Here is a 23,681-nt window from a genome sequence, read left to right on the forward strand (position 1 = left end):
CTCGAGGAACTGCATGACCGACCGCAACTTCACCGTCATCGAAAACGAATGGATCGCGCTCAAAGACGGGACTCGGCTTGCCTCGCGCATCTGGATGCCGGAGGGAACCGAGCAGAACCCCGTGCCGGCGGTGCTCGAATTCCTGCCTTATCGCAAGCGCGACGGCACCAGTGCGCGCGATGAATCCACCTATCCCGGCTTCGCCGCAGCCGGCATCGCCGGCGTTCGCGTTGACATCCGCGGATCGGGCGAATCCGAAGGCGTGATCGACGGCGAATACACGCCGCGCGAGCTGTCCGACGCATCAGAGATCATCGAATGGATCGCCGCGCAACCCTGGTCGAACGGCAAGGTCGGCATGATGGGCATTTCCTGGGGCGGCTTCAACGCGCTGCAGGTGGCCGCCCTCAAGCCGCCGGCCTTGAAGGCGGTGATCTCCATCGCCTCGACCGTCGACCGCTACAATGACGACATCCACTACAAGAACGGCTGCCATCTCTCCGCACAGCTCTCCTGGGCTGCGACCATGCTCGCTTACCAATCGCGCTCCCCCGATCCGGAACTCGTCGGCGAACGCTGGAAGGAAATGTGGCTGGAGCGGCTGGAGAACGAACCCTTCTTCCTCGAGGAATGGCTCGAACACCAGCGCCGCGACGACTTCTGGCGCCACGGCTCCATATGCGAAGACTTCGACGGTTTCCCGGTTCCGGCTCTCGTCATCGCCGGCTGGGCCGACGGCTACCGCAACACGCCGATCAAGGCGATCGAGGGTCTGGGCGACAGGGCCAAGGCGCTGATCGGCCCCTGGGTGCACAAATATCCGCATTTCGCCTGGCCGAAGCCGCGGGCGGATTTCCTCAGCGAGGCGATCCGCTGGTGGAACCGCTGGCTGCGAAACGAACGGAACGATGCCGAGCAGCTGCCGCAGATGCGCGCCTATATCCTCGACGGGCCGAGACCGGCGCTCCGCCGCGATGAGGATGCCGGCCGATGGATCGCCAAGGATGTTTGGACGGCACCCGAGATGCGCTCCTTCGGCATTGCCCGCGACGGCAGCCTCGCCAGCGGCCGTTCGAGAGAAGGCATCGGCGACGTCTACCTCCGTTCGCCGCTCGACACCGGCACGGCCGCCGGCGAGTATTTCACCCTCAAGCCGGACGCGGAGCTGGCGGGCGACCAGCGCATCGACGATGCCGGCTCCCTCACCTTCGAGACGCATCCTTTGCTCGAGGCCGAGGACTATCTCGGGCAACCGGTCCTCAGCCTCGACGTCAGTTGCGCCGCCGCGACCGCCAACCTGATCGCACGCCTCGTCGACGTCCATCCGGACGGCACGGCGACCCGCGTCTCCTTCGGCGTGTTGAACCTGGCCCACCGCAACGGCAATGCAAAGCCGGTGCCGATGGAGAAGAACCATAGGACGCGCATCACTCTCGTGCTCGACGCCTGCGGCTATCGCTTCCGCGCCGGTCATCGTATCCGCCTGTCGCTGTCGACATCCTATTGGCCGATGATCCTGCCGAGCCCAAGCGATCCCGGCCTGACGGTCGACACGGAGAGCCTGTCGCTTTCGCTGCCGCTCCTCGGGGACCATCGCGAAATCGTCGTGCCGCAGCCAGCCAATCCCAACCCGCTGCCGCATTATATCGCGCACTCGCAGCCGCAGACCCGACGGACGGTCGAACGCGACATGACGCGGGGCGTGACCCATTACACGATCTATGAGGACACAGGCCTCGTCGAGCACCCCGATACCGGCAATGCGACACAGGACATACGCTGCGAAATCTGGTCGATCGCCCCCGACGATCCGCATTCTGTGACGGGCGTCTCCACCTGGACCTGTACCGCCCGGCGCGATGGCAGATCCTTGAAGACGATCTCGAAGTCGCGACTTTCCTGCACCGGGAGCGAATGGATCACCTCGGCCAAGGTCGAAGCGTTCGAGGAGGAGACAAAGATCTTTGAAAAGACCTTTGAGAAGCGCATTCGACGGGACCTGATGTGAGGCCGTGGATGTCGTAAGCCTTGCAGAGGATGGAGGATGGATCTGCACCGTTCGAAACCGATGCCGGCCGAGCCGGAAATTCTCGCCTTCCATGTGCGTTGCGAAGCCTTCTATCCGGCTGACGCCGTGAATGCTTCCGTGGGGGATCAGCGGCGATACTACGACGCGCTCTGCGCCGAATTCGATGCGCCGACACCGGACGGGCTGACGCGGCGAGATGCCCGCATCGGTGGGCGGATTCCGGTCCGCTATTACCGGCCGGCGGAGGTCGCGACCGAGGCGCGCATTATTTATCTCCACGGCGGTGGCTTTGTCGTCGGTTCGCTCGACAGCCACGACGCCATTTGCGCAGAGCTGGCGGACAGAACGCGGGCGGAACTGGTCTCGGTCGACTATCGGCTGGCACCGGAGCATGTCTGGCCCGCGGCCCACGAGGACTGCTACAGCGTGCTCGAGACGCTGATCGCCGAGGGCAGGCCACTGGTGATCGTCGGCGACAGTGCCGGCGGCAATCTCGCGGCCGGCCTCGTGCTCAGGGCCAGGTCGGAAGGGCTTGCCGGCATCGCCGGACAGGTGCTGATCTATCCCGCGCTCGGTGGCGATCTCGTCGGCGGCTCCTATGTCGAAATGGGTGAAGCGCCCGGGCTTTCGACGGCGGATGTCGCCTATTACCGGGAGATCCTGAGGGCACCGGCGGCCGATGTCTTGGCGCACCCGCTCAAGGCGAAGGACTTCGCCGGGCTGCCGCCAACCTATATAACCGCCGCCAGGTTCGACCCCTTGCGCGACGACGCACGCACCTACGCGGCTGAGCTTGCTGCCGCGGGCGTCGACATCACCTTTCGGGAGGAGCCGCAGATGATCCACGCCTGGCTCCGGGCGCGGCATGTGAGCCCAGGAGCGCGGGAGGGCTTCCGCCGCCTCGTCGATGGCGTGGCGAGACTGGTCGGAACGGCATGAGCGCAGCCGGAGAGACCGACCTCGCACGACTGCTTGCGCAGATGAATCCGATCCTGCGCGAGAACGAATATGTCTATTGCAGCGTCCAAGGCGACGTCGAGCGCTGGATCCCGCTCGAACCGATTGGCACTTTCCGCGAGGCCGAGGGCGTGACGCTGATCCTTGAGCGCTCGCGCGCCGAAGCCGCCGGGCTGCCCTATGGTCCCGTGTTGCGCCTGATCACGCTCGGCGTTCATTCTGCGCTTGAGGCGGTCGGCCTCACAGCGGCGGTCTCGGCCGCGCTCGCGCGCCAAGGCATCAGCGCCAATATCGTCGCCGCGTTTTACCACGACCACATCTTCGTGCCGGCTGCGGATGCAGCGCGGGCCCTGGAAGCATTGCGGGCGCTGTAGCCCGGCTTCGCTTAGCTCAAAGCAGGTGGAACAGCCCAACACATGGACTTGCGTTCCCTGCTCCGGCTGGTCTTAATCGCTTCATGGCATTCACGCTCCGACAATTGCAATATTTCGTCGCCGTCGCCGAACAGGGCTCCGTCACCCGCGCGGCACAGAACCTGTCGATCTCCCAGTCCTCGATAACAGAGGCGATCAAGGAACTTGAGGGAGACCTTGGCGTCGAGCTCTTCGACCGCCATCCGCGCGGGCTCTCCGTTACCCATAACGGCCACCAATTCCTGCGCCACGCGACCAAGATACTTGCCGATGTTTCCGATGCGCGGCGCAGCTTCTCCGACAGCCGCGAGGAACGAGGCGGCAAGCTCAATCTCGGCGTCACCTCGCTGGTTGCCGGTTACGTGCTCTCCGACCTGCTCGCCCGCTATCGCCGCGCCTGCCCGGGTGTCGAGGTGAGCGCCCTCGAAGACAATGGCTCCTATCTCGAACATCTACTGATCGGTGGCGAACTCGACGTGGCGGTCATGGTGATCTCAAACCTGCGCGATCGCATGGCGCTGCAGGCGGAGATCCTCGAAACGTCGCCTTACCGCCTGTGGCTGCCGATTGGGCATCCGCTCGTCAGCGCCGACATCATCTCGGTCGGGGATATCGCCAGGGAACCGCTGATCATGCTGACGGTGGACGAGATCGAGGAGAACACCGGCAAGCTTCTGACGGCGCTCGGCGCGCGGCCGCATGTGGCCTTCCGCACCCGTTCCGTCGAAGCCGTCAGGAGCCTCGTGGCAACCGGCGCAGGCATCGCCCTGTTGCCGGATCTCATTTATCGGCCCTGGTCGCTCGAAGGCGACCGGATCGAGAGTCGCGATGTCTCCGGCGCCCTACCGGTGGTGCAGGTCGGCATGGTCTGGCGCAAGGGGTCGAGCCTGCCGCACTCGGCACGCGACTTCGTCGGCATCGCCGAGGCGATGCGCAGCGCACGACCCCGCTGATCCGTAGTGATATCGGAATTTCCGATAACGGCATTCTGATTAATGAATTTGCGAATACGTCGGAATAGAGGCACGCTTCACCTCGGGAATAAAGCCGCTGAATGAGCGGCTCAACTGGGGAGACTTCCGATGAAGCAGATGTTGAAATCCTGCACGGCGCTGACCCTGTCGCTCGGCCTCGCCGCCCCTGCCCTGGCGCAGGAGCCGCTGAAGGAACTCGGAGCGGGTGAAGGCGCACTGTCGATCGTCGCCTGGCCCGGCTATATCGAGCGCGGCGAGACGGACAAGAACTACGACTGGGTCACCGAATTCGAGAACAAGACCGGCTGCAAGGTCAGCGTGAAGACCGCCGCCACCTCCGACGAGATGGTGGCGCTGATGAATGAAGGCGGCTTCGATCTCGTCACCGCCTCGGGTGACGCCTCGCTACGCCTCGTTGCGGGAAAGCGCGTCCAGCCGATCAACACCGATCTGATCCCTAGCTGGAAAACGATCGACGAGCGCATGCAGAACGCGCCCTGGCATACGGCCGACGGCATCCATTACGGCACTCCCTATGTCTGGGGACCGAACGTGCTGATGTACAACACGGACGCGTTCAAGAGTGAACCGCCGAAGAGCTGGAACGTCGTCTTCGAAGAAATGACGCTGCCCGACGGCAAATCCAACAAGGGGCGCATCCAGGCCTATGACGGCCCCATCCATGTCGCCGATGCGGCCAACTACCTGATGACGCACAAGCCCGAGCTGGGCATCAAGGATCCTTACGAGCTCGACGAGGACCAGTACAAGGCCGCCCTCGACCTGCTCCGCAATCAGCGCAAACTGGTCGGTCGCTACTGGCACGACGCCATGATCCAGATTGACGACTTCAAAAACGAAGGCGTCGTCGCTTCCGGCTCATGGCCATTCCAAGTCAACCTGATGCAGGCCGAGAAGCTGCCGATCGCCTCGGTCATTCCGGAAGAAGGCGTGACGGGTTGGGCCGACACGACCATGCTGCATGCCGACAGCGAGCATCCGAACTGCGCCTATATGTGGATGGAACACACGCTGTCGCCGAAGGTCCAGGGCGACGTTTCCGCCTGGTTCGGCGCCAATCCCTCCGTCGGCGCCGCCTGCAAGGGCAACGAGCTTCTGACCGACGAAGGCTGCGCCACCAATGGCTACGACGATTTCGAGAAGGTCAAGTTCTGGAAGACGCCGGTGTCCAAATGCGAAAGCCAGGGCGAATGCGTGCCCTATCACCGCTGGGTATCGGACTATATCGGCGTGATCGGCGGGCGGTAATCCTCCGGCAATCGGATTGCAAGCATTTGCCCCTCTCCTCGGGTTTAACCCGAGGACTGGCCCTCTCCCCGCAAGCGGGGAGAAGGTCGCGGCAGCGGGATGAGGGGCCGGAATCCTGGAGAATTTCTATGACCGCCGTCCTTTTCGACAATGTTTCCCGCCACTTCGGCGCGGTGCGCGCCGTCGATCGCGTGAAGCTCTCGATCGCCGAGGGCGAGTTCTTTGCCATGCTCGGTCCGTCGGGCTCCGGCAAAACCACTTGCCTCCGGCTGATGGCCGGCTTCGAGCAGCCGACCAGCGGCCATATCGAGATTTTCGGCGAAACCGCCGAGGGCGTGCCCCCCTACCGGCGCAGCGTCAACACCGTCTTCCAGGACTACGCCCTCTTCCCGCATCTCTCCATCCTCGACAATGTCGCCTATGGCCTCATGGTCAAGGGGATCGGCCGCGAGGAACGGCGCAAGGCCGCCGAGGATGCGCTCGCCATGGTCAAGCTGCCGGGCTACGGCGAACGCCGGCCGGGGCAGCTTTCCGGCGGACAGCGGCAACGCGTGGCGCTTGCCCGCGCGCTCGTCAACAAGCCGAAAGTGCTGCTTCTCGACGAGCCGCTCGGCGCGCTCGATCTGAAGCTGCGCGAGCAGATGCAGGAGGAATTGAAAAGCCTGCAGCAATCGCTCGGCATCACCTTCGTCTTCGTCACCCATGATCAGGGCGAGGCGCTGTCCATGGCCGACCGTCTCGCCGTTTTCAACGAGGGGCGCATTCAGCAACTGGGCACGCCGGAGGAGGTATATAAGCGCCCGAAGACCCGCTTCGTCGCCGATTTCGTCGGCTCGGCCAACGTGCTGCCGGTCGATCTCTGCCGCAGGCTTGGGCTGAAGGCGTCCTTCGCCAGCCTGAGGCCGGAGGCAGTGGCGATTGCGCCTGCCTCGAACGGCGCGCTCAGCCTTTCCGGCACGGTGGCGTCGCGCAGCTTCCTCGGCGCGACCAACCGCATCGTCGTCAATGTCGACGGCGCGCGCATCGCCGTCGCCAGTCCCGCCGCGAACGTCGTTCCCGCCATCGGCAGCCCCGTCACGCTCAGCTTCGCCGCCAGCGACCTGCATCCAATGGAGGACGCATGACGACCGTTGCCGAAAGCTTCCCCCTTCCCGAGCGCCGCGGTACCGCCGGCCGCCTTTCCGACTTCTTCTGGAGGCACCCGCATGTGCTCCTGGCGATTCTCCTCGGACCGCCGCTGCTCTGGCTCGGCATCGTCTATCTCGGTTCGCTCTTCGCGCTTCTCCTGCAAAGCTTCTTTTCGATCGACGACTTTTCAGGTCTGATCAACTACGAATTCACGCTTGCGACCTATCGCCAGCTCCTGAGCGAGGCCAATCTCGACATCATCATCAGGACGGTGGTGATGGCGGCCCTGGTGACGCTCGCCTCCGCCGTCGTCGCCTTCCCGATCGCCTATTACGCCGCCCGCTACGCCCGCGGCAAAGGCAAGGCGCTGTTCTACCTCGCCGTCATGCTGCCGCTCTGGTCCAGCTATCTCGTCAAGGTCTATGCCTGGAAGCTGATCCTCGCCAAGGAAGGCATTCTCACCTGGTTTCTCGCCAAGCTGAACCTTCTCTGGCTGCTCGACGCCTGGCTATCGCTTCCCATCGTCGGCGGCAGTTCGCTTTCGATCAGCTACAGCGGTACGTTCATCGTCTTCGTGTATGTCTGGATGCCCTTCATGATCCTGCCGATCCAGGCGGCGCTGGAACGGGTGCCGGCCAATCTGATCGAGGCCTCGTCCGATCTCGGCGGCACGCCGGCGCAGACTTTCCGCCACGTCATCTTTCCGTTGGCGCTGCCCGGCATCGTCGCCGGCTCGATCTTCACCTTCTCGTTGACCCTCGGCGACTACATCATCCCACAGATCATCGGCTCGTCGCGGCTCTTCATTGGCCAGGCCGTCTATGCCCAGCAAGGCACCGCCGGCAACGTCCCGCTCGCCGCCGCCTTCACGGTCGTGCCGATCGTCATCATGGGAGCCTATCTCTGGATGGCCAAACGCATGGGGGCCTTCGATGCGCTCTGAGAAATCTAACCACGCCCCCCTCGGCCTGAAGATCGCCGCCGCCGCCGGCCTCGCCTTCATGCATCTGCCGATCCTACTCATCTTTCTTTACGCCTTCACGACCGAGGAGAAGAGCTATCAGTTCCCGCCGCCGGGGCTGACGGCGCATTGGTTCGCGGTCGCCTGGAGCCGGCCGGATGTCTGGGCGGCGCTGACGCTCTCTCTCAAGGTGGCATCGATCGCGACCGCCACCGCACTCGTGCTCGGCACGCTCTGCGCGGCGGCCGTCAGCCAGACGCGCTTTTTCGGCCGCGAGGCGATCTCGCTCCTCGTCATCCTGCCGATCGCGCTTCCCGGCATCATCACCGGCATCGCGCTCAGATCGGCATTCTCGATCGCCGAGATCCCGTTTTCCTTCTGGACCATCGTGCTCGGCCACGCCACTTTCTGCATCGTTGTCGTCTACAACAATGCGGTTGCCCGCTTCCGGCGCATCTCCGGCTCTTTGATCGAGGCCTCGATGGATCTCGGCGCCGACGGCTTCCAGACCTTCCGCTATGTCATCCTGCCGAACATCGGCACGGCGCTGCTTGCCGGCGGCATGCTCGCTTTCGCGCTGTCCTTCGATGAGGTGATCGTCACCACCTTCACGGCCGGTCAGCAGTCAACCCTGCCGATCTGGATGCTTGAGGAGCTGATCCGACCGCGCCAGCGCCCGGTCACGAATGTCGTTGCCATGATCGTCGTGATCGTCACCTTTTTGCCGATCCTCGGCGCCTACTACCTCACCCGCGACGGCGACAAGGTTGCCGGCGCCGGCAAATGATAACCTGAAGGGAGAACAGACATGGACACCCAACTCCTGATCGGATCGCGCTTCGAAGCCGGGACGGAAGCCGAGGAGCATATCCTGAACCCGAGAACGGGTGCCAGGATCCTCGACCTCGCCGAAGCCTCTCACGCGCAAATCGACGCGGCCGTCGACGCGGCCGACCGCGCCTTTTCGAGCTGGTCGCAGACGACGCCCGCCGAGCGTTCCGCCCATCTCCTGAAAATCGCCGATGCGATCGAGAGGCACGCCGACGATTTCGCAACGCTGGAAGCGTTGAACTGCGGCAAGCCGATCAGTGCGGTCAAGAACGACGAAATGCCGGCCATCATCGATTGCTGGCGCTTCTTCGCCGGCGCGGTGCGCAACTTGCATGCTCCGGCGGCGGGCGAGTATTTGCCTGGCCATACTTCGATGATCCGTCGCGACCCGATCGGCATTGTTGGCTCGATCGCGCCGTGGAACTATCCGCTGATGATGATGGCCTGGAAGCTTGCGCCGGCGATCGCCGGCGGCAATACCGTCGTCTTCAAGCCTTCCGAGCAGACGCCCTTGACGGCATTGAAGCTGGCGCGGCTTCTGGCCGACATCCTTCCCGAGGGCGTCGTAAACGTCATCGCCGGCCGCGGCGAAACGGTCGGCAACACGCTGATCAATCATCCGAAGATCACGATGGTGTCGATCACCGGCGACATCGCCACCGGCAAGAAGGTGCTTGCCGCCGCCGCCAAGACGGTGAAGCGCACCCATCTCGAACTCGGCGGCAAGGCGCCGGTTGTCGTCTACGAGGACGCCGATCTCGAAGCGGTCGTCGCCGGCATCCGCACCTTCGGCTACTACAATGCCGGCCAAGACTGCACCGCCGCCTGCCGCATCTATGCCGAGGACGGCATCTACGAGAAACTGGTCGCCGACCTCTCGTCAGCCGTCTCGACCATCAGGTACAATCTTGAGGACGACACCGAGAACGAGATCGGTCCCTTGATATCGAAACGCCAGCGCGACCGCGTCGCGAGCTTCGTCGAACGGGCGGCCGACCAGAAGCACGTTAAAATCACCACCGGCGGCCGTGCCGGCAGCGAGGACGGCTACTTCTTCCAGCCGACAGTGATTGCCGGCGCGACGCAGGAGGACGAAATCGTCCGCCGCGAAGTCTTCGGCCCGGTCGTCTCGGTGACGCGCTTTACCGCCAAGGATGACGTCATCGGTTGGGCGAACGACAGCGACTACGGCCTCGCCTCCTCCGTCTGGACGAAGGACATCGGCAAGGCGATGCGAGCCGCCTCCCGGCTGCAATATGGCTGCACGTGGATCAACACCCATTTCATGCTGACCAACGAGATGCCGCATGGCGGCGTCAAGCAATCGGGCTACGGCAAGGACATGTCGATCTACGCGCTCGAGGACTACACCGCCGTGCGCCATATCATGATCAATCACGGCTGACTCGGCCAACAGCCGCTCTCCCCTGCTCGTCCTCCGCAGCAGCTGCGGAAGGTGGCGTTGCAGCCGCCGCTGTTGCATAACCGGCAGCGCCATCGCTCAGGCGGGCATCGACACGATGCCCGCCTCCCGCCGAAAGGCGAGGCAGGGCACTCGGGGGCCGTTGCGGTGATTGCCAGCCTGGCGCCAGCCACTGTAAGACTCCATCAGGAGAGTCTTCATGCTGTGGCTGATTGCATTGCTGTCCGGTGTAGCCATCGTTTATTTCGCGGTCCGCTATGGCCGTTTTCGCAATTGGGTGGAACCGGTCCTGTCGATTGCGGTTGCATTGGGACTTGCCGCCGCCTTCCTGATCTGGCTGAGTGAGGGCACGCCCGAGCAGACGCCCCGCCCGCAACCGACGAGGACCGGCGCCGGTCTCTCCGCTTCCGACATCGTGCTCCGGGACCTCACCTTCGAGTCCAACCAAGCCGAGCGCAGCTACCGTGTCCACGGCTCCATCGACAACACTTCCGATATCCCGCTGGAATATTTCCGGTTAACCGTCACCCTGGAAGACTGCCCCGATGGCACATGCCGGCGCATCGGCGACGACACGGCCCTTATTCTCGTTCGCGTCCCCGCAGGCCAAACCCGTCCGTTCGAAACTTTTCTCACCTTTCCGTTCCGTGCGGATGAGCCGCCCGTAGCGCCGAAGTGGAGCTACGAGGTGAGTCAGGTCAGAGGTGCGACACGGCGGTGATCGCAGCCATTTCAAGAAAATATGCAAGCGGCTTCGCTCGCACCCGCGAAAACGGCCTGCCCTCAGCAATAAATGCTGTACCTTTCCCGGATCGCCCGGTCGATCTCCGGTTCGATCACCGAAGGGGCGGCATCTGCGAGGATGCGGTTCTTTCTTGCAATCGCGCGCTGCACGAGATCCGGCCGGCCGATCTCGGCCCACTCCTTCGGGCTCGTCCGGTCCGCCACCGCCGGGTAGATATATTCCGTCTGCATCAGCCCAAGCGTCTGCGGATGGCCGAGATAATGGCCGGGGCCGTCGAGACAGACGGAGCGCATGGTCTCGAGCGAAACGGAATCCTCCGTCACATCGATGCCGCGGATGCAGCGTTGCACCTGGCCGAGCAAGTCGTCGCCGAGCACCAGCGATTCCAGGCAGAAGCCGAGTAGCGAGGCGTGCATGCCGACGGCCTCATAGACCATGTTCAGCCCCGAAAGCCCGGCCATGACGTTGGAGATCGCCTGCTCCCAGCCGGCCTGCATGTCCGGCAACTTCGCATCGGCGATACCTGCGGCAGCCCCGCCCGGCAGGCGGTAGAACTGGTGCATCTGCGCGCAGCCCGCCGTCAAAAGCGCCTGCTCGCCGGAACCGCCGGACATTGCCCCGGTTCTCAGGTCCGAAACGAAGGGCCAGGTACCGAAGACGGCCGGATGGCCGGGCGAGAGCGCGTTGACGTAAACGACACCCGCCAGGCATTCCGCAACCGCCTGGACGATCGCGGTCGCGAGCGGCGCCGGGGCGGTCGCACCCGCCTGCCCGGCCGAAAGCAAAAGGATCGGCATGCCACCGCGGATGCACTTCTCCATGGTGATGCAGCTCTCTTCTGCAAACTTCATCGGCGGCACCACGAAACAGTTGGAATTCGAAACGAAGGGCCGTTCACGCCACCGCTTCTCGCCGCCGGCAATCATGTGGATCAGATCGAAGCAGCCCTCGACATGCGTCGGGTCGGAGAAGCTCGTGCCGACATGCTTGGTCGTGCCGGCGCAGCAGGCATAGAGCGTGTTGATGTCCATCAGGAAATTGTCGGGAATGTCGCGGCAGACCATCGCCCGCTGGAAGAAATGAACATTGTCGAGGTGTTGGACGAGCTGGGCGGCGTTCAGGAGGTCTCTTGCGGTCGACTCGCGGTATTCCCGCTTCTCGACATCGACCACATGCACCGCCGCACCCGCGGTGCCGTAATAGACGCGGGTGCCGCTGAGTTCGAGATCCTGCCTGGGATCGCGGGCGTGAAGGGTGATGTCGCGCGCGGCAATGGCGAGCATGTCCTCGACCAACGCCCGCGGAAAGCGGATACGCCCGTCGTCGCCGAGGATCGCACCGGCGCCGGTCATGATCTCGATGCCGGACTTCGGCGCGTTGGCAAGGCCGATCTCTTCCAGCGCCTCGAGCGCCGCCTCATGGATGCGCTTCGCCCCCGCATCCGTCAACGGCTTGTATTGGCCGCCGGAAAGACCGGGGCGGACCGGCCTGATGTTCTCGGCCAAGGGTGCCGAGCGCAAGGCGACGCGCGCCGCCCTCCCCCCCGACCGTCTCGAAACCGCAACTGCGCATTCCTCAGCCATCATTCATCTCCCAATGGCGCTCTTGTTTCGCGTGACCCGGTTCCCGCTTTCGCGGCAAGCTTACGCTTGCACTCGCTCCGCCTTTGGATCGTACATAGGTCTAAGCGATGCCTCGGCCTTGACCCGGGTTCCGGCAATTTCGATCTCATAGCTTGACGCCAGCACGTGCGCCTCGCTCTCGCCCCTGCACGGCACGTAGCCGAGCCCGATCGCGCCGCCGAGATGGTGGCCGTAGTTGCCGGACGTGATCGTGCCGACGATTTCGCCATCGCGGACGATCGCCTCATTGTGGAAGAGCAGCGGCTCCGGATCGGCAAGCCGGAACTGCACCAGCCGGCGCGCCAGGCCTTCCGTCCGCTTGGCAACCACCGCATCCCGGCCGACGAAGTCGCCCTTGTCCAGCCTCACGGCAAAACCGAGCCCGGCCTCGAGCACGTGGTCCTCATCGGTGATGTCATGGCCGAAGTGGCGGAATGCCTTCTCGATGCGGCAGCTGTCGAGCGTATGGAGGCCGCAGAGTTTCAGGCCGACACCCCGGCCGGCCTCCTCCAGCGTCTCGAAGACATGCGCCGCCTGGTCTGTCGAAACATAGAGCTCCCAGCCGAGCTCGCCGACATAGGTCACGCGATGAGCGCGGGCGAGCCCCATGCCGATCTCGATCTCACGCGCCGTGCCGAAGGGATGGGCCTCGTTGGAAAAATCGTTGGGGCTGACCTTGCGCATCAGATCGCGCGATTTCGGTCCCATGACGCAGAGCACGCTTTCGGCCGCGCTTACGTCGGTGATCACCACGAACGCGTCGCCACGATGCTTGTGCAGCCAGGCGAGATCGCGTTGCAGCGTGGCGCCCGGCACGACGAGCAGGAAGGCGGTCTCCGCAAGCCGCGTGACGGTCAGATCGCTCTCGATGCCGCCGCGGGCGTTCAGCATCTGGGTGTAGACGATGCGGCCCGGCTCGACATCGATCCGATTGGCGCAGAGACGCTCGAGGAAGGCGAGCGCATCGCGCCCCTCCACGCGGATCTTGCCGAAGGAGGTCATGTCGAAGAGGCCGACTTCATTGCGGACGGCCAGATGTTCTTCCCGCTGGTTGTCGAACCAGTTCTGCCGCTTCCAGGAATAGCGGTATGCGCGCTCTTGGCCCTCTCGCGCGAACCAGTTGGCGCGTTCCCAACCGGCCACTTCGCCGAAGACGGCGCCGCGCGCCTTCAGATGCTCGTGCAGCGGCGAGCGGCGGACGCCACGGGCCGTCGCCATCTGGCGATAGGGGAAGTGATCAGCATAGAGCAGGCCGAGGGTCTCGGAGACGCGCTCCCTGAGATAGGCGCGGTTCTTCTGGAACGGCTGGGCGCGGCGGATGTCCACCTCCCAGAGATCGAAGGGCGGTTCGCCGTCGTTCATCCATTGCGCCAGCGCCATGCCGGCGCCGCCGGAGGAAACGATGCCGATGGAATTGTAGCCGGCCGCAATCCAGTAACCCTTTAGCTCGGGCGCCTCGCCGAGATAGTAACGGTCATCCGGCGTGAAACTCTCCGGGCCGTTAAAGAAGGTGTGGATGCCGGCCGTCTCCAGCATCGGCATGCGGGCGACGGCCATTTCGAGAATCGGCGCGAAATGGTCGAAATCCTCCGGCAGCTGATCGAAGCAGAAGTCCTCGCGGATACCCTCCATGCCCCAGGGCTTCGCCTTCGGCTCGAAGGCGCCGATCAGCATCTTGCCGGCATCTTCCTTGTAATAGGTACACTCGTCCGGCACGCGCAGCACCGGCAGGCGGGCGAGGCCGGGGATCGCCTCGGTGACGATATAGAAGTGCTCGCAGGCATGCAGCGGCAAAGTGACGCCGGACTGGCGGGCCAGTCCGCTCCCCCACATGCCGGCGCAGTTGACGACGTTTTCCGTCTCGATCGTGATGCGCTCGCCATCCTCTTCGCAGGTGACGCCGCTAACCCGTCCTCCTTTGGTCAGGACCGAGGTGACCTTCACCCCCTCGACGATCGTGGCGCCGTTCTGCCGCGCGCCCTTGGCGAGCGCCATGGCGATATTGGCGGGGTCGCATTGGCCGTCGAGCGGCAGATGCACCGCCGCCTTCACGTCGGCGACATTGAGGTGCGGATAGAGTTCCTTGACTTCCCCCGGACTGATTTCGCGCACATCCACGTCGAAGGCGCGGGCGAGCGAAGCCTGCCGGTAGATCTCTTGCCTGCGCTCCTCCGTCAGCGCCACGGTGATCGAGCCGTTCTGGCGCATGCCGGTGGCAATGCCGGTTTCCGCCTCGAGCTTCACATAGAGATCGGCCGAATATTTCGCGAGCCGCGTCATGTTCTGCGAGGCGCGAAGCTGGCCGATCAGTCCGGCCGCATGCCAGGTAGTGCCGCAGGTGAGCTGCTTGCGCTCCAGGAGCACGACATCCGTCCAGCCGAGTTTCGACAAATGATAGGCGACCGAGCAGCCGGAAATGCCACCGCCGATGATCACCGCGCGTGCTTTTACAGGGATCGCTTTCGTCATGCCTTCAGTCTTTCATTCGAGGGATCCCAGAGCGGCTGGTCCGGCTCAACGGTGGCATTGAAGCGCTCGCCGAAAATCTCGACCTCGACCTCCTGGCCGGGAACGGCGAGATCGGCGCGCAGCATTCCGAGCGCGATCGACTTGCCGACGCGGTAACCCCAGTTGCCCGAAGTCGTCTCGCCGACGACCTCGCCGCCGGACCAGAGCGTCGACATGTAGGGCGCGTCGCACTCCCCGGCCTCGACCGTCAGCGTGACGAAGCGCTTGGTCACGCCGCGCTGCTTTTCCCTCTCCAGCGCCGCCCTGCCCTTGAAGCTCGGCTTCGACCAGTCGACGAAGCGCTCGAGCCCGCCCTGAAGGATCGTGTAATCGGTCGAGAGGTCCCCCTTCCAGGCGCGGTAGCCCTTTTCGATGCGCAGGCTGTCGAGCGCCTCCATGCCGAAGGGCTTGAGCCCATGCCACTGCCCGGCATCCCAGACCGCATCGAAGATCGCCGCCGTATCCTCGACCTTTGTGTGGATTTCCCAGCCGAGCTCGCCGGCGAAGGATACCCGCACGAGCTGGCAATAGCGTCCGGCGATCGCGGCCGTCTGATGCGTCAGCCACGGCAACGAGAGATCGGCGCCGGTGACCGCCGCAAGAATTGTGCGCGACTTCGGCCCGGTCAGGATCTGGCAGGCGAATTTCGCCGTCACGTCCTCCAGTGTGAAGGCGGCATCGGCGGGGCGGTGCTTCCGCAGCCATTCGAAATCGTGCCACTGCGCCGTCGCCGCGGTGATCAGGAAGAAGAAATCTTCCTCGATCGCCATCACCGACATTTCCGTGACAATGCGGCCCATGTCATCCGCGAAGTAGGCAAGGCCGATGCGCCCCGGCTTCGGCATTCGGCCGGTGATGAGGCCGGAGAGCCATTGGCGCGCGCCCTCGCCCTTCAGCCGGAAGCGCGAGAAGCCCGGCAGGTCGAGAATGCCGGCGGCATCGCGCACCGCCAGGCACTCCTCCTCGATCCGCTTCGCCCATGGTCCCTCGCGTCCCCAGGTCTGCGTCGCCGCCTCGGATGTGTCGTCGCCGGGCTTGGCGTACCACATGGCGCGTTCCCAGCCGTTATAGGGCTTGAACTGCGCCCCGAGCGAGGCGATGCGGTCATGGATCGGCGAGAGCTTCCTGTTGCGCCCGGCCGGCCAGTAATGTTTCGGGAAATGCATCGCATATTCGTGGCCGTAGATTTCCATCCCCTTGGCGATGCAATAGTCCCGGTCGGTGTAATCGGTATAGCGCCGCGGATCGCAGGACCACATGTCCCATTCCGTCTGGCCTTCCATCACCCATTCGGCGAGCACCTTGCCGGCCCCGCCCGCCTGGCAGATGCCGAAGGTGAAGACGCAGGCCTCGAAAGCATTCGGAACGCCCGGCATCGGCCCGATCAGAGGATTGCCGTCCGGGGCATAGGGGATCGGTCCGTTGATGATGCGCGAAAGACCAGCCGTGCCGAGGATCGGCACCCGCTCGACGGCGTCGTTCAAGTACCATTCCAGCCTGTCGAGATCGTCCGGAAAGAGCTGGAAGGAGAAATCCTCCGGCATCGGGTCTTCGGGCGTCGACCAATGCGCCCGGCAATTCCGCTCGTAGGGGCCGAGATTCATGCCGTATTTCTCCTGCCGGAGATAGTAGGAGGAGTCGACGTCCCTGAGCAGCGGCAGCTTGTGGCCCGCTTCTTTCGACCAGGCGGCAAGCTCGGGGATCTCGTCGAACAAAATATATTGATGGCTCATCACCATCATCGGGACCTCGCGACCGAACATCCTGCCGACCTCACGAGCGTAATAGCCCGCGGCATTGACGACATATTCGCAGCGGATTTCGCCTTGCGGAGTCGTCAGCACCCATTCGTCCGTTTCGCGCCGCGCAGCGGTCACCGGGCAGAAGCGGACGACCTTCGCACCGAGATCACGCGCCCCCTTGGCAAGCGCCTGGGTCAATTGCGCCGGATCGATATCGCCGTCATAGGGATCGTAGAGCGCGCCGGTCAGATCATGCGTTTCGAGGAACGGATAGCGGCCGCACATCTCGTCCGGCGTCAGGATATCGAGGTCCATGCCCTGATAGCGTCCCATGCCGACGACGCGCTTGAACTCCTGCAGCCGCGCCTTCGAATGGCCGAGGCGGATCGAACCCGTGACGTGGTAGTTCATCGGGTAGTCGACGCGTGCCCCGAGTTCGCGATAGAGCGAAGCGGAATAGCGCTGCATGTTCATGATCGACCAGGAGGAGGAAAAGGTCGGCACATTGCCGGCCGCGTGCCACGTCGAGCCGGCGGTGAGCTCGTTCTTCTCCAGGAGCACGCAATCGCTCCATCCGGCCCTGGCAAGGTGGTAGAGCGAGGAGGCCCCGACGGCTCCCCCGCCAATGATCACGACGCGTGCGTGAGACGGCAAACTCGACATGCACTCTCCCTCTTTTGCCGCGATATTTGACGAGGAGCGACGCGCCATCAAGGAAGCGATCGAGGCTTTATTGATCGACAATTTCGATTAGATTGCATGATGACGGTCGGGAGAGCGACGCAAAAATGCAAGTTGATCTGATTGAGACATTTCTGGACCTGATGGAGACGCGCAGCTTCAACCGCACGGCCGAACGGCTGAACGTCACCCAGTCCACCATTTCCCATCGGATGAAGGCGCTCGAGGCCCAGTTCAGCCGCAAGCTCTTCAGCCGCAACAAGGGCGGCACCGTTCCGACAGCCGCCGGCCTGCGCTTTCTCGATTATGCAAAAGCCTTGCAAAATCAATGGCACGAGGCAACGCGGGCAGTGGCGGGTGCCGGCGCGCTGGAACGTTCGATGCGGCTCGCCATCCAGCATGATCTCGCCGAGAGCTTTGTCGGCCCTTGGCTGGCGGCAATCCGCCGCGAGTTCCCGGAGACCGAGATCTACATGGAGGCGGACTATTCGAACCAGATGAACCGCGATCTCGCCGCCGGCGATCTCGATCTCGCGATCCTCTATACGCCGCATTACCTGCCCGACCTGCACTACGAACGGATCGGAGAACTGCATTACAAAATGGTCAGCGCCGAGCCCCGCGACCTCGCCGGGATCCGGGCGGAAACCTATATCCGGGCGAACTATTCCCCCGCCTTCGAGCGGGTTCATCGCCTGGCGCTGCCGCATCTCTCCGTCGCGCCGGTTGCGGCCGGGCAGAACATGGCAATCACTGCGCTCCTGCAGACGCTCGGCGGTGCCGCCTATGTCACCGGCGACACGGCCGCACGCCTCGCGAGCGACGGCCTCGCATATATCGTCTCGGAGGCGCCGGTGATACCGCAGACCATCTATGCCGCAACCAGCCTGCGCAGCCGGCACGCGCACCAGCACCGCAAGATCATTGGTTTGATGATGGAGCTTTTATCGGGTCCGTAAACGTTCGCCGCGACGCGGATCGCAAAGCCGGTGCTCAATGCGCGCGGAATTGCGCCTTCAGCCGCAACACATCGGCCGCACTCACCCCTTGCGGATCGACGACCGCGACCCATGCGTCGATATAATGTTCCGGCGCATAGACATGGCCGAAGCCGATCGGTGAAGTCGTCGCGAGCGCCATGTCGGCGAGAAGCTGCAGCCCGGTCACCATGGGAAACCAGCTCAGCGCCGGCGAGACGTCGGGGCCGCGCGGCACCTTCATCCAGTCGGGCTCGCGGTAAAATGCATGCGGATCGAAGAAGGTCACCGGATCGCTCGCATATTGCAGGTAGACGATCCGCATCGCGCCCCAATTCACCCCTGGGATATCGAGGTCGTTCTCCTGATTTGTGAAGCGGATTATCGAACTGTCGCGATAGCGCGGCAGCCAGGCGGGCGAATCCGGGACACGGTCCGCCGTAACCGAGCGCCAGAGGTCGCTTTGGAAGGGCGGACCGCTCCAAAGCGCCCCCTGGAAGGGATCGCTGATGATGTCGAAGAGATCGAGCGAGCCCTGCGAATTCATGGCGCCGAGGCTCAGGCCGTGCAGATAGAGCTTTGGCCGCCGGTCGTGCGGCAAGGTCGTCCAGTAGCGATAGACCTCCTCGAACAGCGCATCGGAGGTCTCGGCTCCATATCCCGGCTCGACCAACAGCGAAAGCCAACTTGTGAGGTAGGAATATTGCACCGCCACACTCGCGACATCGCCTTTCAGCAGATATTCGAGCGTATCGAGCGCGGCGGGATCGATCCAGCCGGTTCCCGTCGGCACGACGATCACCAGCGATCCACGCTCGAACCCGCCGGCGCGCTTGAGCTCTTCGAGCGCCAGCCGCGCCCTTTCGCGCGGCGTCTCGGCGGAGTTCAGCCCGACATAGACCCGCACGGGATCGGGCGCACTCCGGCCGAAGAAGGCGCCGATCGCCCTACCCGACGGCCCGGAAGCCACGAACTCGCGCCCCTGCCGACCGAGTTCGTCCCAGTTCAAAAGAGAGGCATCGCTTCCGGTCTTCACCGGATCCATCGGCGCCGCCACGTCGGGATCGATGAGCGCGTCGAGCGTCTGGAAGGAACTGTCGGCGGCATGCAGCGCGAGGTTGAAAATGACGCCGTTGGCGAGCGACCAGAAGAGCATGATCGCCATGAGGCCGCCGATCGCCCTGGCGACGGGACGTGTGAGGAACCGTTCCAACCAGCGCGAAATGACGCGGAAGATGAGCCGGAACAAGCGCGCGGTGAGGACGAGCAGCAGGAAGACGAGACCTGCAACGAGGCCGAGCTTGACGGGTTCAACACTCTCGATGGGCGCGAGCCCCATTATGCTGCGCACCGTATTCTGCCATGCTGTCGTCTGCCACAGGAACACGGCCGCCGCGGCGATGCAGACGATCGCTGCTGCAATCTTCAGCGTGCGCTGACGCCGCGGCGAAGGCTCGCGCAACTCGAAGAAGGACCAAAGCCAGCGCAGAAACACGCCGATCGCGTAGCCGGCCGCAAGCGAAGCGCCGGAGATCACTCCCTGGATCGCATAGGGCCGCGGAATGAGGCTCGGCGTCAGCGAAACCGCAAAGAACAGGACGCCGACGAGCATGCCGGACGCGGAGAACGAACGCAGGAAGCCGCCCACCGGATGCGGCAGCGGCCGCGTCCTACCCGATAGTTCCGTCTGCCGAAACCGTTCCATCGCGGACCTCCACTCCATACGTCGCCGCCGCAATCGTCACTTCCGTTTGTCGTCCGGGGAATGCAAACCTCTGTCCGCCCTGCTGACGCCCAGAAGCCGATTCCGATCGGGGAAACATGCAGGCGCGCAGTCTCGGCGGCAATGTCGCCCCATGAGCCGGCACAGTCAATTGCCGCAATCCGGCCCCTACTCCGCAGCGCCGGCCTTGTCGGCATAGTTCGGGCCGCGAGTCACCTCGACCGGCGTCTTCATGATGATCTCGCGATGCGGGAACGGGATCGAAATGCCGGCCGCCTTGAAAGCGTCCCACAAGGCAAGCAACACTTGGCCGCGGATATTCGTCAGTCCGTTGCTGGGGTCGGAAATCCAGAACCGCAGCTTGAAATCGAGCGACGATGCCCCGAAGCCGGTCATCCAGCAGACCGGCTGGGCGTAGGTGCTGGCGACCCGGGGTGTGGCCTTTGCCGTCTCGATCGCAATGCGCACGACCTCGTGCGGGTCGCTGTCAAAGGAGGTCCCGAAGTCCACTTCGATGCGGACATATTCGCTGGAAAAGGACCAGTTCACCACCTGCTGCGATATGAAGTCCTCATTGGGAATGAGATATTCCTTGCCGTCCCTGGTGATGACGGAAACGAAGCGGGATCTGAGGTCGCGGATCGAGCCGAACGTATCGCCAAGCGTGATGGTATCGCCCGGCTTGATGGACTTATCGAGCAGGATGATGATGCCGGAGATGAAGTTGGAAACGACCTTCTGCAGGCCGAAGCCGATACCGACGCCGACCGCGCCGGAAAAGATGGTGAGTGCCGTCAGGTCTACCCCCGTTGCCGACAGCGCGACCGCGCCGGCGAACATGATCAGCCCGATCTTGATCAATTTGCTGATAAGCACCTTGAAGGAGGGCGTGAGATCCCCGGAGCGGTCGATCCAGTGCGCCGTCACATTGCCGATCAGGACGGCCGCCCAGATCAGCGCGGCGGAAAGGACGATCGCCTTCAACACGATCAACATCGAAAGGCGAACAGCGCCGAGATTGATCGCCACGCCATCGAGAGCCGCCAGCACGACCTCGTCCAGCCCGAGTGCATAAAGCGCAAAGTAAGACCAGCCGGCGACGGCGACCACACGCGCCAGCACCAGGTTCCGGATGATCCGCGTCAGCACCGAAATGACGAACCACGCGGCGGCGAGCGTGAGCGCGGTGGAGACCAGCCAACGATAGGACGGCCAGCCATACCGCAACAGCAGCACATCCGCGATCCACAACCAGATGATCAGGAAGACCCATTTGAGCCGCCGCATGAAGGCGATGATCACGCGAAGCAGGTCCGGATTTCCCTTGATCGTGCGCGCGCGTGCTTCCACCGCCGGCTCTATGTGTTTCGCCAGGATGCGGGAAACCAGGTAGCCGACCGCGATCAACGCCAGCTGGTAGAGAGTCCACTCATTCAAGACCATCGTCCGCAGCCAGGACTCCGTGGCCTCGATCGCTTGCAGGAAATCCATTGCCGTCCTCCCAGAGCGCCGGGCGCCCGGTGACGGTGAATGCGCCACGGACCCACCCTAGTTCTTTGAATCTAGGCCAATTTTCCCATTTTCAATGCTCGTGGCGGCAGAGAGCCTTTGAAGGCCATAGACAGACCCGCCCCCGCAGACCGCCGTGGCAATCCAGCTCGAGTTCACTCCCAGGAATCCGCCGATCGAACTCGCCGGCGATATTCTGCGCCTTATCTCCTCGATACCGGCGGAAATCTGCGCCGGCCATGATCAAGCTGCTGCAAATCGCCAGGACCGGTCCAAGCATTTGATATAATTTGAAAGAGCCAGGCCCGTTCACCCGGAGGAGAAAGCAATGACCGCGCCGCACCCATCAAAGACCCATATCGGCAATCATAAACTGCATCCCGAAACGCTGATGCTCAATTATGGCTACGACCCCGAGCTCTCCGAAGGCGCGGTCAAGCCGCCCATCTTTCTCACCTCCACCTTCGTCTTCCACTCGGCGGAAGAGGGCCGCGACTTCTTCGACTTCGTCTCGGGCCGGCGCGAACCGCCGGCGGGCGTCGGCGCCGGGCTCGTCTATTCCCGCTTCAACCATCCGAACAGCGAGATCGTCGAGGACCGGCTCGCCGTCTATGAGCGGGCGGAAGCGGGCGCACTCTTTTCCTCCGGAATGTCGGCGATCGCGACCACGCTGCTCGCCTTCGTTCGCCCGGGCGATGTCATCCTGCATTCGCAGCCGCTGTACGGCGGCACCGAAACGCTGCTGGCGAAAACCCTTCCGAATCTCGGCGTCTCCGCCGTTGGATTTGCCGACGGCATAGACGAGCAGGCGGTCAACGGCGCGGCGGAGGAGGCGATGAAGAAAGGCCGCGTCGCCTTCATTCTGATCGAGACGCCGGCCAATCCGACCAACAGCCTCGTCGACATCTCCCTGATCCGCCGCATCGCCGACGGGATCGGCGAAAAAATGGGGCACCGGCCGATTTTCGCCTGCGACAACACCCTGCTCGGCCCGGTGTTCCAGCACCCGATCGATTATGGCGCGGACCTCTCGCTCTATTCCCTGACCAAATATGTCGGCGGTCACTCCGACCTGATCGCCGGCGCGGTCCTCGGTTCCAAGGCCCTCGTCAAACAGGTGAAGGCGCTGCGCGGGGCGATCGGCACTCAGCTCGACCCGCATTCCTGCTGGATGATCGGCCGATCGCTCGAAACCCTGTCGGTCAGGATGGAGAAGGCGAACGACAACGCCCGTATCGTCGCCGAATTCCTGCGCGACCATCCGAAGGTCGAGCGCATTCACTACCTGCCCTTCGACGACGGGGAATCGAATGCCGGCCGTGTCTTCGCCGCCCAGTGCACCGGCGCCGGCTCGACATTCTCCTTCGACATCGCCGGCGGCCAGGAGGCGGCCTTCCGCTTCTTGAATGCGCTGCAGATCTTCAAGCTCGCAGTCAGCCTCGGCGGCACCGAATCGCTCGCAAGCCACCCGGCCGCCATGACCCATTCGGGCGTGCCGATCGAGGTCAGGCGCCGGATCGGCGTGCTCGAATCGACCATCCGCCTGTCGATCGGCATCGAGCATCCGGACGACCTCGTCGCCGACCTCGCCAATGCCTTGACGACGGCCTGATTCAACTGCGGGCGAGGCCGAGCACGAAAAGCGCCAGCGCCCCGATCGAGGCGATAGTGCGGACATGATTCCAGCGAACCCAGTCGGTCAGGTAGCGCTGCTGCCAGAGCGCTGCGGCAGCCTCGCCGCGCGCCGCTGCGAGCGCATCGTTCAAAGGAACGTTGAAAATGACAGTCACCAGGAATGTGCCGACGAGATAGGCGAGCCCACCGGCGGCAAGCAGGTAGCTCCCCCTCTCGCCCATTATGAAAGCAGCAACAATCAGCGCCAGGCCGAGAATCGCGGTGCCCATGAAGGCAACCAGGAACAACGGGTTCTGGATCGCCACGTTTATGGCGTTCATGGCGGCGATTCCCTGTTCCGCCGGAAGCCGCGACAGGGCCCGCATGACGCAGACCGAGAAGACGAAGAAGAGCCCCGCCATCAGGCCGGAACCGATGGCGGCTGCAAAAGCAAGGCCGGGAACGAAAGCTGCCATGACTTATCTCCAGATCGAGCAAGCGGGAACTGCAAGCGCTCGGAACGGGAACGCAACTGCAGAGATAGACGAGAGGCGCGATACAGTCACGAGGCGCAG

18 protein-coding genes are annotated in these 23,681 nt (G+C 63.7%); 12 read left to right on the forward strand and 6 right to left on the reverse strand.

What is annotated here, in order from left to right:
- The first annotated feature begins 13 nt into the window (after positions 1 to 13).
- The 10 genes from AC4P1R_RS10470 to AC4P1R_RS10515 all read left to right on the forward strand — a co-directional run bounded on the left by AC4P1R_RS10470 (position 14) and on the right by AC4P1R_RS10515 (position 10,706).
- The gene (locus AC4P1R_RS10470) at positions 14 to 2,008 is read left to right on the forward strand and encodes a CocE/NonD family hydrolase (protein ID WP_069461462.1); all 1,995 of its coding nucleotides are present in this window, start codon (positions 14 to 16) and stop codon (positions 2,006 to 2,008) included.
- A gap of 36 nt (positions 2,009 to 2,044) precedes the next feature.
- On the forward strand, positions 2,045 to 2,968 hold the full coding sequence (locus AC4P1R_RS10475) for an alpha/beta hydrolase (RefSeq protein ID WP_069461461.1): 924 nt from the start codon (positions 2,045 to 2,047) through the stop codon (positions 2,966 to 2,968).
- Positions 2,965 to 3,360 carry an ACT domain-containing protein gene (locus AC4P1R_RS10480; RefSeq protein WP_492176880.1) on the forward strand — a complete coding sequence of 132 codons (396 nt, stop codon included), beginning with the start codon at positions 2,965 to 2,967 and terminating at the stop codon, positions 3,358 to 3,360. The genes AC4P1R_RS10475 and AC4P1R_RS10480 overlap by 4 nt, the downstream gene beginning before the upstream one ends.
- 83 nt (positions 3,361 to 3,443) lie before the next feature.
- Positions 3,444 to 4,352 (forward strand): LysR family transcriptional regulator, encoded by a 909-nt coding sequence (locus AC4P1R_RS10485; protein ID WP_069461604.1) that lies wholly within the window; start codon positions 3,444 to 3,446, stop codon positions 4,350 to 4,352.
- 129 nt (positions 4,353 to 4,481) lie between these two features.
- Entirely contained in the window at positions 4,482 to 5,642 is a 1,161-nt protein-coding gene (locus AC4P1R_RS10490; RefSeq protein ID WP_492176881.1) for an ABC transporter substrate-binding protein, read from the forward strand.
- Positions 5,643 to 5,770: 128 nt separating this feature from the next.
- Positions 5,771 to 6,766, forward strand: a complete 996-nt coding sequence (locus AC4P1R_RS10495; protein ID WP_069461459.1) for an ABC transporter ATP-binding protein — start codon at positions 5,771 to 5,773, stop codon at positions 6,764 to 6,766.
- On the forward strand, positions 6,763 to 7,713 hold the full coding sequence (locus tag AC4P1R_RS10500; RefSeq protein WP_069461458.1) for an ABC transporter permease: 951 nt from the start codon (positions 6,763 to 6,765) through the stop codon (positions 7,711 to 7,713). The genes AC4P1R_RS10495 and AC4P1R_RS10500 overlap by 4 nt, the downstream gene beginning before the upstream one ends.
- On the forward strand, positions 7,703 to 8,518 hold the full coding sequence (locus tag AC4P1R_RS10505) for an ABC transporter permease (RefSeq protein ID WP_069461457.1): 816 nt from the start codon (positions 7,703 to 7,705) through the stop codon (positions 8,516 to 8,518). The genes AC4P1R_RS10500 and AC4P1R_RS10505 overlap by 11 nt, the downstream gene beginning before the upstream one ends.
- A 21-nt stretch (positions 8,519 to 8,539) precedes the next feature.
- The gene (locus tag AC4P1R_RS10510; RefSeq protein WP_492176882.1) at positions 8,540 to 9,967 is read left to right on the forward strand and encodes a gamma-aminobutyraldehyde dehydrogenase; all 1,428 of its coding nucleotides are present in this window, start codon (positions 8,540 to 8,542) and stop codon (positions 9,965 to 9,967) included.
- 217 nt (positions 9,968 to 10,184) lie between these two features.
- Positions 10,185 to 10,706, forward strand: coding sequence for a hypothetical protein (locus AC4P1R_RS10515; protein ID WP_492176883.1), 522 nt, complete (start codon positions 10,185 to 10,187; stop codon positions 10,704 to 10,706).
- A gap of 62 nt (positions 10,707 to 10,768) precedes the next feature.
- On the opposite strand, the gene AC4P1R_RS10520 is transcribed toward AC4P1R_RS10515, so the two are convergent.
- From AC4P1R_RS10520 to AC4P1R_RS10530, 3 genes are read right to left on the reverse strand one after another with little or no spacing between them, the layout of a single operon-like run.
- On the reverse strand, positions 10,769 to 12,313 hold the full coding sequence (locus AC4P1R_RS10520; RefSeq protein ID WP_492176884.1) for a trimethylamine methyltransferase family protein: 1,545 nt from the start codon (positions 12,311 to 12,313) through the stop codon (positions 10,769 to 10,771).
- Between the two features lie 60 nt (positions 12,314 to 12,373).
- Positions 12,374 to 14,821, reverse strand: a complete 2,448-nt coding sequence (locus AC4P1R_RS10525) for a GcvT family protein (protein ID WP_492176885.1) — start codon at positions 14,819 to 14,821, stop codon at positions 12,374 to 12,376.
- On the reverse strand, positions 14,818 to 17,265 hold the full coding sequence (locus AC4P1R_RS10530; RefSeq protein WP_492176886.1) for a GcvT family protein: 2,448 nt from the start codon (positions 17,263 to 17,265) through the stop codon (positions 14,818 to 14,820). Before AC4P1R_RS10530 ends, AC4P1R_RS10525 begins: the two co-directional genes overlap by 4 nt.
- Positions 17,266 to 17,390: 125 nt before the next feature.
- Between AC4P1R_RS10530 and AC4P1R_RS10535 the strand changes: the two genes are divergently transcribed.
- The gene (locus AC4P1R_RS10535) at positions 17,391 to 18,242 is read left to right on the forward strand and encodes a LysR family transcriptional regulator (protein ID WP_492176887.1); all 852 of its coding nucleotides are present in this window, start codon (positions 17,391 to 17,393) and stop codon (positions 18,240 to 18,242) included.
- A gap of 34 nt (positions 18,243 to 18,276) precedes the next feature.
- On the opposite strand, the gene AC4P1R_RS10540 is transcribed toward AC4P1R_RS10535, so the two are convergent.
- Together AC4P1R_RS10540 and AC4P1R_RS10545 are read right to left on the reverse strand one after the other, a co-directional pair.
- Positions 18,277 to 19,965, reverse strand: coding sequence for an alpha/beta hydrolase (locus tag AC4P1R_RS10540; protein WP_492176888.1), 1,689 nt, complete (start codon positions 19,963 to 19,965; stop codon positions 18,277 to 18,279).
- 186 nt (positions 19,966 to 20,151) lie between these two features.
- On the reverse strand, positions 20,152 to 21,474 hold the full coding sequence (locus AC4P1R_RS10545) for a mechanosensitive ion channel family protein (protein ID WP_069461449.1): 1,323 nt from the start codon (positions 21,472 to 21,474) through the stop codon (positions 20,152 to 20,154).
- Positions 21,475 to 21,820: 346 nt separating this feature from the next.
- Between AC4P1R_RS10545 and AC4P1R_RS10550 the strand changes: the two genes are divergently transcribed.
- The gene (locus tag AC4P1R_RS10550; RefSeq protein WP_492176889.1) at positions 21,821 to 23,104 is read left to right on the forward strand and encodes a cystathionine gamma-synthase family protein; all 1,284 of its coding nucleotides are present in this window, start codon (positions 21,821 to 21,823) and stop codon (positions 23,102 to 23,104) included.
- Between the two features lies 1 nt (position 23,105).
- Here AC4P1R_RS10550 and AC4P1R_RS10555 read toward each other — a convergent pair whose 3' ends face one another.
- Positions 23,106 to 23,582, reverse strand: coding sequence for an anthrone oxygenase family protein (locus AC4P1R_RS10555; protein WP_151611510.1), 477 nt, complete (start codon positions 23,580 to 23,582; stop codon positions 23,106 to 23,108).
- Between the last annotated feature and the right edge of the window lie 99 nt (positions 23,583 to 23,681).

The sequence above is a fragment of the Sinorhizobium sp. Y406 genome (genome assembly GCF_058732025.1).

Excerpts from the sequence above, each read along its gene's own strand:
- AC4P1R_RS10480 (WP_492176880.1), top strand. The coding sequence starts at position 2,965 with ATGAGCGCAGCCGGAGAGACCGACCTCGCACGACTGCTTGCGCAGATG.
- AC4P1R_RS10555 (WP_151611510.1), bottom strand. The coding sequence starts at position 23,582 with ATGGCAGCTTTCGTTCCCGGCCTTGCTTTTGCAGCCGCCATCGGTTCC.
- AC4P1R_RS10495 (WP_069461459.1), top strand. The coding sequence starts at position 5,771 with ATGACCGCCGTCCTTTTCGACAATGTTTCCCGCCACTTCGGCGCGGTG.
- AC4P1R_RS10545 (WP_069461449.1), bottom strand. The coding sequence starts at position 21,474 with ATGGATTTCCTGCAAGCGATCGAGGCCACGGAGTCCTGGCTGCGGACG.
- AC4P1R_RS10510 (WP_492176882.1), top strand. The coding sequence starts at position 8,540 with ATGGACACCCAACTCCTGATCGGATCGCGCTTCGAAGCCGGGACGGAA.
- AC4P1R_RS10475 (WP_069461461.1), top strand. The coding sequence starts at position 2,045 with ATGGATCTGCACCGTTCGAAACCGATGCCGGCCGAGCCGGAAATTCTC.
- AC4P1R_RS10515 (WP_492176883.1), top strand. The coding sequence starts at position 10,185 with ATGCTGTGGCTGATTGCATTGCTGTCCGGTGTAGCCATCGTTTATTTC.
- AC4P1R_RS10505 (WP_069461457.1), top strand. The coding sequence starts at position 7,703 with ATGCGCTCTGAGAAATCTAACCACGCCCCCCTCGGCCTGAAGATCGCC.
- AC4P1R_RS10540 (WP_492176888.1), bottom strand. The coding sequence starts at position 19,965 with ATGGAACGGTTTCGGCAGACGGAACTATCGGGTAGGACGCGGCCGCTG.
- AC4P1R_RS10535 (WP_492176887.1), top strand. The coding sequence starts at position 17,391 with ATGCAAGTTGATCTGATTGAGACATTTCTGGACCTGATGGAGACGCGC.
- AC4P1R_RS10485 (WP_069461604.1), top strand. The coding sequence starts at position 3,444 with ATGGCATTCACGCTCCGACAATTGCAATATTTCGTCGCCGTCGCCGAA.
- AC4P1R_RS10550 (WP_492176889.1), top strand. The coding sequence starts at position 21,821 with ATGACCGCGCCGCACCCATCAAAGACCCATATCGGCAATCATAAACTG.
- AC4P1R_RS10490 (WP_492176881.1), top strand. The coding sequence starts at position 4,482 with ATGAAGCAGATGTTGAAATCCTGCACGGCGCTGACCCTGTCGCTCGGC.
- AC4P1R_RS10520 (WP_492176884.1), bottom strand. The coding sequence starts at position 12,313 with ATGGCTGAGGAATGCGCAGTTGCGGTTTCGAGACGGTCGGGGGGGAGG.
- AC4P1R_RS10470 (WP_069461462.1), top strand. The coding sequence starts at position 14 with ATGACCGACCGCAACTTCACCGTCATCGAAAACGAATGGATCGCGCTC.
- AC4P1R_RS10500 (WP_069461458.1), top strand. The coding sequence starts at position 6,763 with ATGACGACCGTTGCCGAAAGCTTCCCCCTTCCCGAGCGCCGCGGTACC.
- AC4P1R_RS10525 (WP_492176885.1), bottom strand. The coding sequence starts at position 14,821 with ATGACGAAAGCGATCCCTGTAAAAGCACGCGCGGTGATCATCGGCGGT.
- AC4P1R_RS10530 (WP_492176886.1), bottom strand. The coding sequence starts at position 17,265 with ATGTCGAGTTTGCCGTCTCACGCACGCGTCGTGATCATTGGCGGGGGA.